This window comes from Luteimonas sp. R10 (assembly GCF_045689605.1).
Classification (GTDB): domain Bacteria; phylum Pseudomonadota; class Gammaproteobacteria; order Xanthomonadales; family Xanthomonadaceae; genus Luteimonas.
The window spans coordinates 2,746,334-2,760,268 of the sequence record NZ_CP141262.1 but is presented as its reverse complement, the minus strand read 5'-3'; the positions used below and the strand labels follow the sequence as shown (position 1 = coordinate 2,760,268).

The following is a 13,935-nucleotide window of genomic DNA, read 5'->3' as shown; positions in this document are numbered from 1 at the left end:
GGTGAGGAATGTTCGAGCATCTGGGCCGGCTGGATCGGTCGTCGCGGATCATGCAGTTCGCGGTCAAGTACTACCGCTCGGGGGTGTTCGGCGGCACGATGACGCGCGCGCAGCGCGGCGACCGCGCAGGCGCCGCCGCGTTCGTCGACGATCTCGAACGGCTCGGCCCGACCTTCGTCAAGATCGGCCAGGCCTTGTCGACGCGCACCGATTCGCTGCCGCCGGTCTACCTGGAGGCGCTCGAGCGGATGCAGGACGACGTGCAGCCGCTGCCGTTCGGCGAGCTGCGCCCCATCCTGGAACAGGAGCTGGGCGTCAGGCTCAGCAAGGCCTTCGCCGACATCGACGAAGCTCCGCTCGGATCCGCCTCGCTCGCGCAGGTGCACCGCGCCCGGCTGCACGACGGGCGCGAGGTGGCGGTCAAGATCCAGCGGCCCGGGGTCAAGCGCGAGATCGTCGCCGATCTCGAGGTGCTGGCGGCCTTCGCCAGCGGCGCCGACCGCTTCACCTCGCTGGGCGCGCGCATGCATTTCGTCGATCTGGTGGCGGAGCTGCGCCGGTCGCTGCTGGCCGAGCTCGACTACGTGGCGGAGGCGGAGAGCCTGGAGCGCTTCGGAGAGCGGTTGCAGGTCTATCCCGAGTTGCTGGTGCCCGCGCCGATCTGGGATTACAGCTCGGCCCATGTCCTCACCATGGCCTACGTGGCAGGACGCAAGGTGACCGAGATCAGCGGCCTGCAGCGCATGGAGCACAATTTCCGTCCGCTCGCGACCGCGCTGCTGACCGGCTATCTCGACCAGGTGTTCGTTCACGGCGAGATCCATGCCGACCCGCACCCCGGCAACGTGCTGCTCACCGACGATCATCGGCTGGCGCTGCTCGATTTCGGCATGGTCGCGCACGTGCCGCCACGCCTGCGCGAGCGGCTGCTGAAGATCGTGCTGGCCGCGGTCGACGGCAGGGGAGAGGACGTCGCAGTGGAGGCGGCGGCGATCAGCACCCGCCTGGAGCGCTTCGACGACGCGCGCTACATGCACGAGGTCGGGCAGCTCGTGGCCAGGTACGCGGTGCGCTCGGAACGCCAGGGGTTCTCGGAAGGCACGCTACTGCTCGAACTCGCGCGGGTCGGGATGACCTGCAATCTGCGGATGCCGGTGGAGACCACGCTCCTGGGCAAGACGTTGCTCAACCTGGAGGCGGTGGCCGACGCGCTGGATCCGGAGTTCAACGTCAAGGCATCGGTCGAGCAGCACGCCTACGAGATCATGCGCCAACGCCTGGGTTCTTCGCTGTCGCCACGGCGACTGGGCATGGAGGCGCTCGAAACGCAGTCGCTCCTGCGCGGAGCGCCGCGGAAGGCCGCCGACATCCTGTCGCTGCTCGCCGACAACCGGCTGCGCATCCAGGTCGCGGGACTGGAGGAATCGCACCTGATGGAGAGCCTGCAGAAGATCGCCAACCGCGTCTGTGCCGGCATCATCACCGCCGCACTGGTGATCGGTGCCGCCATGCTGACCCAGGTGGAAACCGAGACCACGCTGTTCGGTTATCCCGCTTTCGCCTTGGTGCTGTTCCTCCTGGCGGCGGTGATGGCGGTCGCCCTCGTGATCTCGGCCTTGCGCAGCGACCGCAAGGCGAAGCCCTGGGAGGAGCGGGGGCCGCGGGATTGAGGACGATCGGTACTGCTTGGCTGGAGACTTAATTTCGCATAATGTACCGAGGGACCCGCCTGAACAGAGGCTTCTAGCGTCCCGGCGTGCGCCTCGAGCGAAAGGGCAGAGGCCAGCACCAGCAGCGAGGCGGTCGCCGCCAGCTTCCGCCACACCGCCTTCTCTTCGCGACTGATCGCCCTGGCTTCGCCGACGATTCCGAGGACTTTGGCCAGGGGGATTCCGGTTAGACCTGCGAGGCGTTCGCAGGTAACCGTGTCGGGGAGGCTGTAGCCGCTCCGCCAGTTCGCCACGGTCCCGTGGCTGAGGCCAAGGTGCTTGGCGAACGCGCGATCGCTGGTGCAATTCGCGGCCGTCTTTGCCTTGTCGATGATGTCGTTGATCTGCACTGCTCAAACCCCTTGACCATAGTGTCCAACCCCTTTATAACGCTCTCTGTGCCCAACGGCGTTGGGCACCGCCCGAACCCGGTGCCCTAGCCGGGGGAGGGCGTTCTAGGGCGCTAGGGCAGGGGATGGGGAATGGACAGTCATCTGAGTTGGGCCCGGGCTGAAGTCGCTCGCCTTGGCCGCATGACCGAAGCCGCGTGTAAGCGCGCTGCTATGTTCGAAGAGCAGGGGCGTGCAGATCTCGCCGCTGACTGGTGCCGCGCCGCGCAGGGTCATGCTGAGACCGCCGCGTACATCGCGTCTCGCAATTACGTTTCCCGAAGCCCCGAGCCCGCACCGCGGGCTGCCGAACCGCTTCCCCCGCACAGCGTGCAAGCCGGCCCGATTGGAATTCTCGGCTGCCCTGACCGATCGCCGACACAGCCTCCTGCTGACCCGCTTTTCGCCTCTGACCTCGACGTGACTACGGACACCGAGAGAGCAGGGCAGGGCGATGCTCCGTGAGCGTGGTCATGTCGACCTCGAGGACCAACCGGAGCTCTACGGCAAGCCGGACACCCGGGCACCAGATGCCTGGGCTTCCGTTCTTGAGCGCTACCCGGCACACCTGTTTGCAACTCTCACTTTTCGCCCATACCGACGCTTCACCGACAAGTACACCGGAGCAACGGTTGAGGTTCCTCGAGTCTCTGCTCGAGGTGGCATGCACCCCGAGGCAGCCGACAAAGCGTTCCGCGTCTTCGTCAGCAAGATCAACGGCGACATCTACGGGCGCAGCTGGGGCTACAAGTGGCACCGCGGCCTGCAGTGGGCGAGGGGACAGGAGTTCCACAAGGACGGGCGTCTGCACTTCCACGCGATCCTCAGCGCCCCGCGCAACGACCTCTGGAACCTCACGCGCATCAGCAGATGGCATCGCTGGTGGCTCGACGAATTCGGATTCAACAGGCTCGAACGACCGCGCTCGCAGCGCGACATCGCAGCCTACGTAAGCAAATACGTCACGAAGGGCGGTGAGGTTGATTTCTCCGCCAACTACGGCGCCTGGACTCCCCCGGTGCCGGACTTCGAGACACACCAGCAACAAGCCGTGCTGCTCGGACACGGCGCCTGAGTTACCCGAGCACTCGCCGACTGAAGAACCTTCGGGGCGGGTAGGCAAGAGGCGGAGCCGTCCGGCGGCTCTCCATTCTTGACCCTACCCGTCCCTTTTTCTTTCGGCTCTTTCCTCAAACCTGACCTGAGACCCCTAACTATGAGCAACGTCACCATCACCATCACCAGCGAAGAAGTCATCCGGAAGTCCGGCACCAAGAACGGCAAAGACTGGGAGATTCGCGAACAGGCTGCAGTGATCGAAGCCCCGGACCGCAAGCAGCCGGTGCGTCTCGATCTGGGCAAGAACGACCCGCACAAGGTCGGGAAGTACCTGCTCGATTTCGCGAAGAACCTCAACGTCTCGCAGTTCGGTTCTGTGCAGCTGCGCCGCACGCTCGAGCTGACCCCGGTCCCCGCCAAGTGATAGACGGCCCGCCCGTCGCTTGCGGCGGGTGGGCCGGAGGAATCGCCCCATGGAAACCGACGAACTTCTAGTCCCGTACTGCAAGGCAGCGGACTACAACGCCACGACCGGCGAATGCGTCGCTGTTTTCTGGGGCCCCAAACCGGGTTTGCCTGCGCTCTCGGTAGCCGAAGGTATCGCTCTCTCCGCCGTGATCGGCGGCGCTTGGGCCATCGGCTTTTTCATCAAGCAGGCGCGTCGTACCACTTCAACCTGACCAACCAATGGAGTCCCAACATGCGCAAGAACTTTTTCACCTCGACCTCGGGCAAGCTCGCCGCCGGTGTGACCGCGATGACCGTCGCGGGCATGGCGAATGCGGGTGCGCTCGCCGACGCCGTGACTGGTGGCGTCGACACTGCCGAACTGCTGTTGATCGGCGCGATCGTGCTGACCTGCAGCGGCATCATCCTGCTGATCCGCAGCGGCAAGAAGGCGTCGGGCGGCTGATCGCTGTACCCACCCACGAGGGCCGGGCTTCCCGGCCCTCTTTGCTTGGAGAACTCGGATGGAAGGCTATTTCGTGATGATTGCGATGCTCGGCGCGGTCTGGCTGGCGTTCGGGAGCTGATGTGATGAAGCGCTACATCGCCCGTACCGTCGTGCGTCGCATCGTGTGGATCGTGACCGGGCTGGCGGTGTACGCGCTGCTTTCATTTCTTGGCATCGGCAACGCGCATGCGCAGCAGGTGCCGGACTATTTAAACTGTTACAGCCAGACCACGGCGGCGCCCTGGTGCCCGGATGAGGGAGAAGCGTTCGCAGCCGCGCAGCAGCGTGCACAGCAGTTCATTTCGGGTAGTGTCGACACGATTTGCCCGCCGGTTATCACGTCACATAGCCATTCGCTTTATGGCGCTTACTTCCGCGTGAGCTTGAATGTGCGGCGTTCGGGTATCGATGGTCCGTGCACGGGTGCAGGTGGTGGTGTTGCCAATGTGGCGCGTCAGTACCTGGCGGAGCAGACCTGCGCGAATCGCCCTGGCTTGGGTGAGGGCACGTGGTATGGAGCGAGTACTGGCGGCGGCTTTCCGTCGATCTGTAAAGACGGTTGCGTTTTCGAATGCACCGGCTTCGCGTGCATTGAGCAAGTGATTGACGGTCAGACGGCTTGGTATAGCGCGAGCTGGGATCCTAATGGTCAAACTTGCTCTGCCGGTTCGGGTGGCTTCCCGTCCACGCCGCCAAGTCAGTCGCCACCCGATGGTGATGGCGATGGTAGTAGCGATGGCAGCGATCCGTCGCCGAACAACCCAGGGCAGGGCGGTGGTGGTTCGGATGGAAAGCCTGACGAGGATGGCAACTGCGGCGGGGAAGGACAGCCAGCGTGCGGCGAGCCTGGGTCCGGCTCCGGCAACGGCAACACGAGCGGCGGTGGTGGCAACTGCGGTTCACCGCCCTCGAGCACCGGTGACCCGATCCTCGCGCAGATCGCTTACCAGACGTGGGCGACGCGCTGCGCTGTTGAGAAGCAGGGCACGGGCACCGGTCCGGGCAACGGCGATCAGCCCGCTTGGACGAAGGTCGATGGCATGACCCAGAACCCGGGTGAGGGCAGCTCACCCGACGACACCGACGTGATCCGCGACGGTGGCGTGATCGATGGCAGTGAACTTGATTTCTCCGGTTTTAGCGGCGGCAGCTGCATCGGCATTCCCGGTGGCGGCGGTAGCGCGCTCACGCAGGGCTTCGCGTCCGTCCTCGCATCGCCGCCGCCGCAGTGGTGCGAGTACATCGACATGGTCAAGGCGCTTTTCATCCTGTTCGCGACCATCGGTACTGTCTTCTGGCTGACGAGGAACTGATATGCCCGCGATCATCGGCGCGCTCGTTGCTGCCCTCATCAACGCGTTGCGGCAGTACCTGCCCGGCATCGTCGGCCGCGTGCTGCTCGCTCTCGGCATCGGCTTCTTCACCCACACCGTGGCGATGCCGGCGCTGCTCGGCATCATCCAATCGAAGCTCTTCGGTCTGCCGGGGGTTCTCGTCGCTTACTTCGGTGCGCTCGGCCTCGATGTCGTGTGCACGATCGTCATTTCCGCTGCTGCGGCAAAAGCGACGCAGCGGCTTCTACTGCGCCGCATAGGGAGTTCGACATGATGCTATTGCTGACCGGGCAGCCCGGTCATGGAAAAACCGCCTACGGCCTTGTCCGCGCGCGCGAGCTGGTGAAGGAAGGCAGGGAGGTCTACGCCCACGGCGTCAAGGACCTCGACTACGACCGCATCGGCTTCAAGCGTCTCGAGGACCCGAAGAAGTGGGAGGAGTTGCCCGACCGCTCCGTCGTGTTGATCGACGAGTGCTACAGCACCTTCCCGAACCGCAACGCGGCCTCGGCTGTGCCGGCTCACGTGGAGGCCATGGCGCGGCATCGGCATCGCGGTTTCGACTTCATCCTGATCGCGCAGCAGGGCTTGCAGCTGGACCCGTTCCTGCGCGGTCTGTATGACGAACACATCCACGTGCGCCGGCAATGGGGCACGCGTAAGACGAACCTGCGCCGCTGGGACAAGTATCAGGGCAACGTCGCTGCGCACTGCGGCGACATTCAGACATGGATTCGGCCGAACGATATCTTCCAGTTCTACACCAGTACCACGTTCGATACGACCAAGCGGCGCATCCCCACTTGGGCGAAATATCTCTTGGGCACCGCTGTCTTCTTCGCGATCCTGCTGTACGTCCTCAAGCTCAGCTACACCAGCAAGATCGAGACGTTGAGCGCGATGGGCACCACCTCATCCGCATCGATGCTGTCCGGCGGGACCCCGAGCGGTAGCGGAGGGGGTTCGCCGGACAGCACCGCACCGAAATGGGAAAGCCTTGACGCGTACCTGACCGATCACAAGGCACGCATCGCCTCGATGCCCTGGACCGCTCCGATCTACGACCAGCGCGCCGTGGTTGCCGATCCGCAGGTGTACTGCATGGTCAGCGAGCCCGGCCTGGGTGGCGATGGCCAGTACGGCGAAGGTGGTTGCACCTGCCTGACAGAGCAGGGCACCCGCTTCAACATGGCGGAGGCGAGCTGTCGGCTCGTGGCGCGCAACGGTGGCCCCTACAACCCCTACCGGCGCCAGCAGGCTTACACGCCCGCTCTGGCGCCCGTAGCGGCCGTTGACCAGGCGCCGGCCACCAGGGCACCCTCGGCGTCGGCGCCAGGTCCTGGCCAGGCGTTGGGCTTCGCTGAGGTTGCCGGCTACGGCCAGTTCGGGCTACCGACGCCGGAGTACGAGACGCGCGATTTCTGATTCCTGCAGTAAACTGGCGATCGCCGCACTCAAATCTCAAACCGCAAGCATAACTGGCATGCACTTGTCAATAAGGCAAGAATCGTGCCAGTTATGTTTTGTTCATTTATCGGTTATGTTTGGTTCAGATTGCCCTTCGGCCGGCCGATTTCAGGCTGCGGCGATGCCTTGGTGCCGGTAATCGTCCAGGTCGACCACGACGACCCGCACGCGCTTTTTGCCTTCGCGGATCCGCGCCGCCATTTTCCGTGCCTCCCGGCGCTGCTCGAGCTCGAGCCGCCACGCGAGCCCCTCGAGGCGTTGTGGGCTCATCCTGACGCCCGTTGGCGATACCAGATCCCGGCCGGCTAGTCGCCAGCCTTTCCAAGGGCCGTGCAGCGCGCAGCGGTTGTGCACGACCCGGTCGTAGTGTTCGGTCGGGGATTCGGCCTTACAGTGCCAGCACTCGACCATGGCGGCCTCCTTGCAGCAGGCGGGCGATCGACCGTAGCAACCGGGCGGTGAGGATCCGTGCCCGGATCCATAACTTCGCATAATGTACCTTATGTAAACTCAGGTGGTGTGGCTGTGAGGCCTCTAGGCTGCTGATCGCGGGCGTGGGGCGTGTTCCCCGACTTCTGGATAGCTGACTATTCCTCCCTCCCCGCCAGCCGCAGCGCGTTGCCGACGACCGAGACCGAACTCAGGCTCATCGCCAGGGCGGCGATCATCGGGCTGAGCAGCAGGCCGAACGCCGGATACAGCGCGCCCGCGGCGATCGGTACGCCGAACGCGTTGTAGAGGAAGGCGAAGCCCAGGTTCTGCTTCATGTTGCCGACCGTCGCCTCGGAGATGGCGCGGGCGCGGAGGATCCCGCCCAGGTCGCCCTTGACCAGGGTCACCTGCGCGCTGGACATGGCCACGTCGGTGCCGGTGCCCATGGCGATGCCGACGTCCGCCGCGGCCAGCGCAGGTGCATCGTTGATGCCGTCGCCGGCCATGGCCACGCTGCGGCCCTCGCGCTTGAGGCGCTGCACGAGCTCGGCCTTGTCCTGCGGACGCACCTCGCCGTGGACCTCCTCGATGCCGAGCGTGCTCGCCACCGCCGCGGCCGTGCCTTGCGCATCGCCGGACGCCATGACGATGCGGATCCCCGCGGCGCGCAGTTCGTCGAGCGCGTGCGGCGTGGTCGCCTTGACCGGATCGGCGACCGCGATCGCGCCGGCGACGCGGCCGTCGGCGGCCAGGAACACCACCGTCGCGCCCTGCCCGCGCCAGCGCTCGGCGGCGTCGGCGAGCGCCTGGACGTCGCCGCCGACCTCGGCCATCAGGGCGGCGTTGCCCAGCGCCAGGTCGTGCCCGCCGGCGCGTCCGCGCACGCCGCGGCCGGTGACCGAGTCGAAGTCCTCGGTACGCTCGAACCCGAGGCCGCGCTCGCGTGCCTCGGCGAGGATGGCTTCCGCCAGCGGGTGCTCGCTGCCCTGCTCCAGGCTGGCGGCGAGCTGCAGCACCCGGTCGGGCTCGAAGCCTTCCGCCGCCGTCACGTCGCGGAAAGCGGGACGTCCCTCGGTCAAGGTGCCGGTCTTGTCGACGATCAGGGTGTCGATCCGGCGCAGCCGCTCGATCGCCTCGGCGTCGCGGAACAGCACGCCGGCCTGCGCCGCACGGCCGCTGGCGACCATGATCGACATCGGCGTGGCGAGGCCGAGCGCGCACGGACAGGCGATGATCAGCACCGAGACGGCGTTGAGCACGGCGTAGGTCCACGATGGCTCGGGACCGAACAGGCCCCAGCCGAACAGCGACAGCACCGCCACCGCCAGGACCGTCAGCACGAACCAGCGCGCGACCTTGTCGGCCATGCGCTGCATCGGTGCGCGCGTCCGCTGCGCCTGCGCCACCAGCTGCACGATCTGCGACAGCACGGTGTCCGCGCCCACCTTCTCCGCGCGGATCACCAGGCTGCCGGTCCCGTTGAGGGTGGCGCCGATGACCCGCTCGCCCGGCTGCTTTTCCACCGGCATCGGCTCGCCGGTCAGCATCGACTCGTCGACATGGGAACGGCCGTCGTCGACCACACCGTCCACCGGCACCTTCTCGCCCGGCCGTACGCGCAGGCGGTCGCCGGGATGCACGTGCCCGAGCGGGATGTCCTCCTCGCTGCCGTCGTCGGAAATCCGGCGCGCGGTCTTCGGCGCCAGCCCCAGCAGCGCCTTGATCGCCGCCGAGGTCCTGGAACGCGCGCGCAGTTCCAGCAGCTGGCCGAGCAGCGTCAGCGAGACGATCACCGCCGCCGCCTCGAAATACACGCCGACGCGGCCGTGATCGTGGAACGAAGCGGGAAACAGATCCGGGGCGACGGTCGCGACCACGCTGTAGCCGAACGCGGCCCCGACGCCGATCCCGATCAGCGTCCACATATTGGGGCTGCGGTTGCGGATCGACTGCAGGCAGCGCTGGAAGAACGGCAGGCCCGCCCACAGCACCACCGGCGTGCTCAGCGCCAGTTCCAGCCAGGTGCGCACCTCGACCGGAAGCCCGCCGATGCGCTGGCCGAACATCGCCAGCACCAGCACCACAAGGGTGAGCGGCAGCGTCCACCAGAAGCGCCGGCCGAAATCGCGCAGTTCCGGGTTGTCGTCCTCTTCCAGGCTCGGCATTTCCGGCTCCAGCGCCATGCCGCAGATCGGGCAGGTGCCCGGCCCCTGCCGGCGGATCTCGGGATGCATCGGGCAGGTGTAGATCGCGCCGGGCGGCGCTGCCGGCGGCTCGGCCTGCGGCGCCAGGTACTTCCCGGGGTCCGCCACGAAGCGCTCGCGGCAGCGCGCCGAGCAGAAATGGAATTCCGTGCCGGCGTGGCTCGCATGGTGCGCCGTCGAAAGCGGATCGACCTGCATGCCGCAGACCGGATCGGTGGTCGTGTCCGCGCCCTGCCGCGCCTCGTTGGCAGGGCCATGCGCGCAATGGGAAGGATCGGAGCGTGAGTTCATGGGGTGTCCTCGTCGAGCGCGTGGAGAATCGGGCACTGCGCCAGCGCGCCGTGACCCGGGCAGGACGCCAGCAATGCCTTCAGGCCGTCGCGGATGCGGTCGAGTTCGGCGAGCCTGGTCTCGACATCGACCAGCTTGTCGGCGGCCGCAGCCTTCATGCCCGCCATGTCGTCTTCGCGCCGGCCCGACAGCGCCAGCAGGTCGCGGATCTCGGCCAGGGTGAAGCCGAGCGTCTTGGCGCGGCGGATGAAATGCAGCCGCGCCAGGTCGTCCTCGCCGTAGCTGCGATAGCCAGACGCGAGCCGCCGCGGCGGCGGCAGCAGGCCTTCGCGTTCGTAGTAGCGCAGGGTGTCGATGCCGACTTCCGCGCGGCGGGCGAGTTCACCGATCTTCATCTCGTTCTTCGTACGATTTCCGGCCGGATGTGGCGTCGCGGGGAGTCTGCAGCCTGGACCCTGGTCCAGAGTCAAGCCCCGAATCGTACGAATCCCGTGCCGGGCGACGGTTCACGGCGATGTCGCTTCCGCGTCTTCCCCGCCATGCCGGGCAAACACGCCGGTCGTGCCGTCGTGCGCCACCAGCTCGACCGCATAAGGCTGCACCGTGCCGTCGGGCACTTCCATCCCCGGCGAGCCGAGCGGCATGCCGGGCAACGTCAGGCCGCGAGCGTCGGGCCGCTCGGCCAGCAGGCGCCTGATGTCGCCGGCGGGCACGTGGCCTTCGACGAAATAGCCTGCGACCTCGGCCGTGTGGCACGAGCCCTTGCCGGGCGGGACGCCGACCCGGGTCTTCACCGGGCCCAGGTCGTCGACGCCGCGGACCTCGACCTCGAAGCCGGACTGCCGCAGATGGTCGACCCAGTGCGTGCAGCAGCCGCAGACGGGGCTCTTGTGGACCACGACCGGCGGCAAGGCGTTCGCCGCGATCCCGGCCGCGGCGGTGCCGGCGTTCGCGCCGCCGGCATCGGTCGCCTGCGCACAGGCGGTGATCGCGGACAGCGAGGCCAGCAGGATGGCGATCAGTGCAATGCGGTTGTACGACATGGATTCCTCCGAGGCAGAGCCGGCCCCGCCGGCAGGATCAGGTTGAAGCGGTTTTCCGTGCACTGTGGGAGCGACGGCAGTCGCGACACCGCGGCTTCGGACGATTCGATGTCGCGACTGCCGTCGCTCCCACAAGGGCGGTGTTCATGCCTAGAACCAAATGCGCACGCCCGCGACCACGCGGGTATCGTCGACGTCTTCCGATTCGGCGCGGCGCAGGTCGGCGGTATCGCCGAACGCACGCTCGTGCACGATGCCGACGTAGGGCGCGAACTGGCGGGTGAACTCGTAGCGCAGGCGCAGCCCCGCCTCGGCCGTGCCCAGTCCCGATCCGATGCCGCGCGCGGCATCGTCCTTGCCGAAGAAGGCGGCCTCCAGCTGCGGCTGCAGGATCAGACGGTTGGTCAGCAGCAATTCGTATTCAACCTCCAGGCGCGCAGCGGTCTGGCCGCCCTCGCCCAGGTAGGCGGTGGCCTCGACCTCGAACCACTGCGGCGCCAGTCCCTGCACGCCGACCGCCACGAAGCTCTGCGACGCGTCGGGCGCGAAGTCGTGGCGGACGCCCGCGACCACGTCCCACCAAGGCGACACGCTGCGGCCGTAGAGCGCTTCGAGGCTCGCCGACTCGGTCGCGCCGCGGTGACGCTCGCCCTCGCTGCGCAGCCACAGCCGGTCGAGGTCGCGGCCGATCCAGCCCTGCCCTTCCCATGCCATGCCCGTGCCGGGGTCCGCGTCCCAGGCTTCCAGGCGGTCGAGCAGGAAATACGAATGGGCGGCATCGTCGTGCACGCTGTGACCGGCGACGTCGGGAAACGCCGCCCGGCGGTCGGCGTCGGTGAGTGCCGGAACCGGTTCCCTGGGCTCGGCCGCGGGCGGAGCGTGGCCCATCGCCGCGTGGTCGTCCTGCGTGGCGGAATGGTCGTGCTCCGTGTCGGACTGCCCGTGTTGCATCTTCGAATGGTGTTCCGTTTGCGGGCGATCGTGCTTCATTTCCGAATGATCGTGTTCGGTCTTCGAACGGTCCGTCTCCATCGCCGAATGATCGTGTCCGGCCTTCGGCCGATTCTGCTTCATCGCGGAATGGTCGTGCGCCGTCTCCTGCGCGGCCACGGCACCGCTCGGCAGCACAATACCGAGCGCGACCGCCAGCACCAGCGTCGTTGGGCGATAGGTCTTCATGCGCATGGCGTTCATTCCTCCACCCGCACTTCGCGGAACATGCCGGCTTCCATGTGGTAGAGCAGATGGCAGTGGTAGGCCCAGCGTCCCAGCGCGTCGGCGCGGACGCGGTAGCTGCGCCGGCTGCCCGGCGGCATGTCGATGGTGTGCTTGCGCACCAGGAAGTCGCCCCGCTCGTCCTCGAGGTCGCTCCACATGCCGTGCAGGTGGATGGGATGGGTCATCATCGTGTCGTTGACCAGGACGATACGCATGCGCTCGCCGTAGTTCAGGCGCAGCGGCTCGGCGTCCGAAAACTTGATGCCGTCGAACGACCAGGCGAACTTCTCCATGTGGCCCGTCAGGTGCAACTCGATGGTGCGGCCCGGGTCGCGGCCGTCCGGGTCCTCGAACAGGCTCCGGAGCGCGCCGTAGGTCAGGACCTTGCGGCCGTTGCCGCGCAGGCCGATGCCGGGATCGTCGAGCTTCGGCGCCGGCGACATGGTCTGCATGTCGACCAGCGGATTGCCGGTCTCGCTGGCGGGGTGTTGCTGCATCTCCCCCGCCGCGTGCTCCCGCGCGGCCGGCATGCCGTGGCCGCCGTGATCCATGCCTTGCATCGAAGCCATGTCGTGGCCGGCATGTTCCTCCCGTGCGTCGCCGCTCGCGCCCGACCCCGGCATATCGTGCCCGCCGTGGTGCATGCCGCCGTGCCCCATGTCGCCCATGGTGAGCAGCGGGCGGGGATCGACGGCCGGCACCGGCGCACGCAGGCCTTCGCGCACCGCCAGGGTGCCGCTGACATGGCCGGTGCGGCCCATGTCCTGGGCGAAGATCGTGTAGGCATCCTGGCCCGAGGGTTCGACGATCACGTCGAAGGTCTCGGCGACCGCGATGCGGAATTCGTCGACCGTCACCGGATGCACGTTCTGGCCGTCTGCGGCGACCACGGTCATCTTCAGCCCCGGAATGCGCACGTCGAAATGCGTCATCGCCGAACCGTTGATGAAGCGCAGCCTGACCTTCTCGCCGGACCGGAACAGCGCGGTCCAGTTGCCCAGCGAGGTCGTGCCGTTCATCAGGTAGGTGTAGGTGTGGGCGTTGACGTCGGACAGGTCCGACGGCGACATCCGCATCTGCCCCCACACGCGGCGATCGGCGACCGTCGCCTCGAAGCCGTCGCGGCACACGTCGCGGAAGAAGTCGCCGACGGTGCGCTGGTAGTAGTTGTCGTGCTCGGACATCTTCTTCAGCCGTGCGAACAGCGCCACCGGATCCAGGTCGGTCCAGTCGTTGAGCAGGACCACGTAGTCGCGGTCGTAGGCGAACGGCTCGGGCTCGGCAGGATCGATGATCAGCGCGCCGTACAGGCCGGCCTGCTCCTGGAAGGCGGAATGACTGTGGTACCAGTAGGTGCCGCCTTGGCGTACGTCGAACCGATAGTGGTAGGCCTCGCCGCGCTGGATGCCGTCGAAGCTGAGGCCGGGCACCCCGTCCATGTTTGCCGGCAGCAGGATGCCGTGCCAGTGGATCGAGGTCGAATGGCCATGGATGGAATCGCGCGGCAGCGCGTTGGCCACGCGCAGGTTCACCGTGGTGCCTTCGCGCCAGCGCAGCACCGGTGCCGGCAGCGAGCCGTTGACGGTGATCGCCGGCCGGGTGCGGCCGGTGATGTTCATCGGCGTCTCGCCGATGACCAGGTCGAACTCGGTGCCGGCGAGCACGGTCTCGTGGCCGGGCGACTTCAGCGCCCAGCCGGGCCTGGACCACAGGCCGAGGCCGGCGATCGCGCCGCCCGCGGCGAGTCCCTGGACGAAGCGGCGGCGGGACGGCCTGACCGGCGCGCCCTGCCCCGGATGGGTGGGGTCGAATGGCATGGGTGAACTCCGTGAGA

The 13,935-nt window shown here is 67.2% G+C and carries 14 protein-coding genes and 1 pseudogene; 8 read left to right on the top strand and 7 right to left on the bottom strand.

Annotated elements, in window-relative coordinates:
* Window positions 1-8: 8 nt before the first annotated feature.
* Window positions 9-1,670, top strand: coding sequence for an ABC1 kinase family protein (locus tag U3649_RS12060; RefSeq protein WP_407351567.1), 1,662 nt, complete (start codon window positions 9-11; stop codon window positions 1,668-1,670).
* Window positions 1,671-1,879: 209 nt separating this feature from the next.
* Here the strand turns inward: U3649_RS12060 and U3649_RS12055 are convergent.
* Window positions 1,880-2,059, bottom strand: a pseudogene (locus tag U3649_RS12055) (helix-turn-helix domain-containing protein); the annotation flags it as partial.
* A 493-nt stretch (window positions 2,060-2,552) separates the two neighbouring features.
* On the opposite strand from U3649_RS12055, the gene U3649_RS12050 reads away from it, so the two are divergent.
* The 7 genes from U3649_RS12050 (at window position 2,553) to U3649_RS12020 (ending at window position 6,871) form a co-directional block, all read left to right on the top strand.
* Window positions 2,553-3,173 (top strand): hypothetical protein, encoded by a 621-nt coding sequence (locus U3649_RS12050; RefSeq protein ID WP_407351566.1) that lies wholly within the window; start codon window positions 2,553-2,555, stop codon window positions 3,171-3,173.
* A 141-nt stretch (window positions 3,174-3,314) separates the two neighbouring features.
* Window positions 3,315-3,581: a single-stranded DNA-binding protein gene (locus U3649_RS12045; protein WP_407351565.1), complete on the top strand. Its 267-nt coding sequence runs from the start codon at window positions 3,315-3,317 to the stop codon at window positions 3,579-3,581.
* Between the two features lie 49 nt (window positions 3,582-3,630).
* The gene (locus U3649_RS12040) at window positions 3,631-3,837 is read left to right on the top strand and encodes a hypothetical protein (RefSeq protein ID WP_407351564.1); all 207 of its coding nucleotides are present in this window, start codon (window positions 3,631-3,633) and stop codon (window positions 3,835-3,837) included.
* A 20-nt stretch (window positions 3,838-3,857) separates the two neighbouring features.
* Complete coding sequence (locus U3649_RS12035; protein WP_407351563.1) at window positions 3,858-4,070, top strand: hypothetical protein; 213 nt, start codon at window positions 3,858-3,860, stop codon at window positions 4,068-4,070.
* A gap of 125 nt (window positions 4,071-4,195) precedes the next feature.
* Window positions 4,196-5,425 (top strand): hypothetical protein, encoded by a 1,230-nt coding sequence (locus tag U3649_RS12030; protein ID WP_407351562.1) that lies wholly within the window; start codon window positions 4,196-4,198, stop codon window positions 5,423-5,425.
* A gap of 1 nt (window position 5,426) precedes the next feature.
* Window positions 5,427-5,720 (top strand): DUF2523 family protein, encoded by a 294-nt coding sequence (locus U3649_RS12025; RefSeq protein ID WP_407351561.1) that lies wholly within the window; start codon window positions 5,427-5,429, stop codon window positions 5,718-5,720.
* Window positions 5,717-6,871 carry a zonular occludens toxin domain-containing protein gene (locus tag U3649_RS12020; protein ID WP_407351560.1) on the top strand — a complete coding sequence of 385 codons (1,155 nt, stop codon included), beginning with the start codon at window positions 5,717-5,719 and terminating at the stop codon, window positions 6,869-6,871. The genes U3649_RS12025 and U3649_RS12020 overlap by 4 nt, the downstream gene beginning before the upstream one ends.
* Before the next feature lie 150 nt (window positions 6,872-7,021).
* Here U3649_RS12020 and U3649_RS12015 read toward each other — a convergent pair whose 3' ends face one another.
* The 6 genes from U3649_RS12015 to U3649_RS11990 all read right to left on the bottom strand — a co-directional run bounded on the left by U3649_RS12015 (window position 7,022) and on the right by U3649_RS11990 (window position 13,918).
* On the bottom strand, window positions 7,022-7,324 hold the full coding sequence (locus U3649_RS12015) for a DUF3653 domain-containing protein (RefSeq protein WP_407351559.1): 303 nt from the start codon (window positions 7,322-7,324) through the stop codon (window positions 7,022-7,024).
* A 176-nt stretch (window positions 7,325-7,500) separates the two neighbouring features.
* On the bottom strand, window positions 7,501-9,840 hold the full coding sequence (locus tag U3649_RS12010; protein WP_407351558.1) for a heavy metal translocating P-type ATPase: 2,340 nt from the start codon (window positions 9,838-9,840) through the stop codon (window positions 7,501-7,503).
* Complete coding sequence (locus U3649_RS12005) at window positions 9,837-10,235, bottom strand: heavy metal-responsive transcriptional regulator (RefSeq protein WP_407351557.1); 399 nt, start codon at window positions 10,233-10,235, stop codon at window positions 9,837-9,839. The genes U3649_RS12010 and U3649_RS12005 overlap by 4 nt, the downstream gene beginning before the upstream one ends.
* Before the next feature lie 111 nt (window positions 10,236-10,346).
* Window positions 10,347-10,883, bottom strand: a complete 537-nt coding sequence (locus U3649_RS12000) for a DUF411 domain-containing protein (RefSeq protein ID WP_407351556.1) — start codon at window positions 10,881-10,883, stop codon at window positions 10,347-10,349.
* A 150-nt stretch (window positions 10,884-11,033) separates the two neighbouring features.
* Window positions 11,034-12,062, bottom strand: coding sequence for a copper resistance protein B (locus U3649_RS11995; protein WP_407354607.1), 1,029 nt, complete (start codon window positions 12,060-12,062; stop codon window positions 11,034-11,036).
* A gap of 11 nt (window positions 12,063-12,073) precedes the next feature.
* The gene (locus U3649_RS11990) at window positions 12,074-13,918 is read right to left on the bottom strand and encodes a copper resistance system multicopper oxidase (protein ID WP_407351555.1); all 1,845 of its coding nucleotides are present in this window, start codon (window positions 13,916-13,918) and stop codon (window positions 12,074-12,076) included.
* Window positions 13,919-13,935: the final 17 nt, after the last annotated feature.

Bases quoted from the DNA above. Each gene is read 5' to 3' on its own strand.
- U3649_RS12060 (WP_407351567.1), top strand. From the start codon at position 9: ATGTTCGAGCATCTGGGCCGGCTGGATCGGTCGTCGCGGATCATGCAG.
- U3649_RS12005 (WP_407351557.1), bottom strand. From the start codon at position 10,235: ATGAAGATCGGTGAACTCGCCCGCCGCGCGGAAGTCGGCATCGACACC.
- U3649_RS12010 (WP_407351558.1), bottom strand. From the start codon at position 9,840: ATGAACTCACGCTCCGATCCTTCCCATTGCGCGCATGGCCCTGCCAAC.
- U3649_RS12035 (WP_407351563.1), top strand. From the start codon at position 3,858: ATGCGCAAGAACTTTTTCACCTCGACCTCGGGCAAGCTCGCCGCCGGT.
- U3649_RS12045 (WP_407351565.1), top strand. From the start codon at position 3,315: ATGAGCAACGTCACCATCACCATCACCAGCGAAGAAGTCATCCGGAAG.
- U3649_RS11990 (WP_407351555.1), bottom strand. From the start codon at position 13,918: ATGCCATTCGACCCCACCCATCCGGGGCAGGGCGCGCCGGTCAGGCCG.
- U3649_RS12030 (WP_407351562.1), top strand. From the start codon at position 4,196: ATGAAGCGCTACATCGCCCGTACCGTCGTGCGTCGCATCGTGTGGATC.
- U3649_RS12000 (WP_407351556.1), bottom strand. From the start codon at position 10,883: ATGTCGTACAACCGCATTGCACTGATCGCCATCCTGCTGGCCTCGCTG.
- U3649_RS11995 (WP_407354607.1), bottom strand. From the start codon at position 12,062: ATGAAGACCTATCGCCCAACGACGCTGGTGCTGGCGGTCGCGCTCGGT.
- U3649_RS12015 (WP_407351559.1), bottom strand. From the start codon at position 7,324: ATGGTCGAGTGCTGGCACTGTAAGGCCGAATCCCCGACCGAACACTAC.
- U3649_RS12020 (WP_407351560.1), top strand. From the start codon at position 5,717: ATGATGCTATTGCTGACCGGGCAGCCCGGTCATGGAAAAACCGCCTAC.
- U3649_RS12040 (WP_407351564.1), top strand. From the start codon at position 3,631: ATGGAAACCGACGAACTTCTAGTCCCGTACTGCAAGGCAGCGGACTAC.
- U3649_RS12050 (WP_407351566.1), top strand. From the start codon at position 2,553: ATGCTCCGTGAGCGTGGTCATGTCGACCTCGAGGACCAACCGGAGCTC.
- U3649_RS12025 (WP_407351561.1), top strand. From the start codon at position 5,427: ATGCCCGCGATCATCGGCGCGCTCGTTGCTGCCCTCATCAACGCGTTG.